This is a genomic window from Methylophaga sp. UBA1464, assembly GCF_002325665.1.
In the GTDB taxonomy this organism is placed as follows: domain Bacteria; phylum Pseudomonadota; class Gammaproteobacteria; order Nitrosococcales; family Methylophagaceae; genus Methylophaga.
In genome coordinates this window covers 37,663-39,485 of sequence record NZ_DCSO01000027.1, presented here as the reverse complement: position 1 = coordinate 39,485, position 1,823 = coordinate 37,663, and the positions used below count along the sequence as shown (strand labels likewise).

Annotated in this window: 1 protein-coding gene and 1 pseudogene; both read right to left on the bottom strand. The window is 49.3% G+C overall.

From position 1 onward, the window contains the following. Positions 1-1,080 (bottom strand): ribonucleotide-diphosphate reductase subunit beta (locus B3O33_RS02960; protein ID WP_292362895.1); only part of this gene is annotated, 1,080 nt, incomplete at its 3' end. Then, a pseudogene (locus B3O33_RS02955) lies at positions 1,080-1,823 on the bottom strand (ribonucleoside-diphosphate reductase subunit alpha); the annotation flags it as partial. The gene B3O33_RS02960 and the pseudogene B3O33_RS02955, both read right to left, overlap by 1 nt.

Genomic DNA, 1,823 nt, shown 5'->3' with positions numbered 1-1,823 from the left:
CATATTGGCTTGTTCATCAAGCCAGGGCAGGGTGGCTTCGGCACCTGGGAAGGGTTCTTCAAAGCCTAATTGTTTAGCACGGCGGTTGGCGGTGTAGCGGAATTGGCCGTGGTGGGCTTCTTTTGAATAACCCAAGATTGGATCACGCAGGATATAACCACCATAGGTTGCTTCAGCTGCATCGGCTTCTTCGAACATTTCCTGGATTTTCTTGGGATCCAGTTTGACGTTTTCTTCTTTGATGATCTGTTTGCAAACACGAATACCGAACGAGGCGTGCATGACTTCATCACGCATGATGTATTGCAGCTGTTCGCCTGTGCCTTTCATCAAGCCGCGACGTTGCAAAGCAAAGATTGGTGAGAAGCCGTTGTAGAACCAGCTGCCTTCGAAGATGCCAGCGAAAAACGCATAGGACATAACGAAGTTTTCCAGTTCGTCTTTATCACGCAGGTCGATATCGCTACGCATAACGGTATCAAGACGCTTATTGGCGAGTTGGATCTTTTGGTAAATCTCCGGTACTACGCGGTAGCGGTTGTAAATTTCACTTTGATCCAGACCAATGGTTTCGATGCAGTGCTGGTAGGTCCAGGTATGCAATGCTTCTTCATAAACCTGACGAGCTTGATAAATCTGCAGTTCCGGTGCGGTCATTTTTTCCATAACCGCCAGACCGATATTACGCATAGCAAGAATATCGGAGGTGGTCAGGTATGACAGCACGTTTTCATAGACATGACGTTCTTCCAACGTCAGTTTATGACGATAGTCATGAACGTCCTGTGCCATGTTGATATCGAGTGGCGTCCAGTGGTTTTTGTTGGCGTTTAAAAAGTAGTTCCACGCCCACGGATATTTGAATGGCGCAAGCTGATTGATATCAGCTTGTCCATTGACCACACGTTTGTCATCAGCATTAACGGCTTTCGCATTGGACGGCGGCAATTCACTGACACTGGCCGTGGTTGGCTCAGGTGTGTCGAGTTCATTGGCCGCTTGTTGCATAGGCGGAAGCAGTTCATTGTCGACTTTGTCAGTTGCCGGTTTTTCGGCAAGTGGATCATCCCAGTTAAACATTATTGGCAAGCCTCGCAGTCTGGTTCCAAGATTGAACAGGCTTTCGGTGCGTCGATACCTTCGCCTGAAATAAAGTCATCTTCTTGTTTGGCAACCGGCTTTAACACGGGTGGTGCAGACGGTTTTGCAGTTGTTGCTGTGGTGGGCGCGGTGCTGGTTTTCTCGGCACCGGTTGCGCCCATTGAACGCAGGTAATAAGTGGTTTTGAGGCCACGTACCCACGCCAGTTTGTAGAGATTGTCCATTTTCTTACCGGATGGTTCTGCCATGTACAGGTTCAGACTTTGTGCCTGATCCAGCCATTTCTGACGGCGTGATGCCGCTTCAATCAACCAGCGTGCATCCATTTCAAAGGCGGTGGTGTACAGCGCTTTCAGTTCAGCCGGTACACGGTCAATCGCCAGCAGGCTGCCATCGTAGTATTTGAGGTCATTGATCATGACATCATCCCACAGGCCACGTGCTTTCAAATCTTCAACCATGTACGGGTTGATGACTGTGAACTCGCCGGACAGGTTCGATTTCACGAACAGGTTCTGGTAGGTCGGTTCAATCGACTGGCTGACACCGCAGATGTTTGAAATCGTTGCTGTCGGCGCAATCGCCATGGTGTTGGAGTTACGCATACCCTGGCGCTTGACTTTGTCACGCAGTGCATCCCAGTCCATGGTTTTGCTTTCATCCTGTTGCAGATACTCGCCACGGGCTTCTTTAAGGATCTTGATGGAATCAATCGGCAGAAT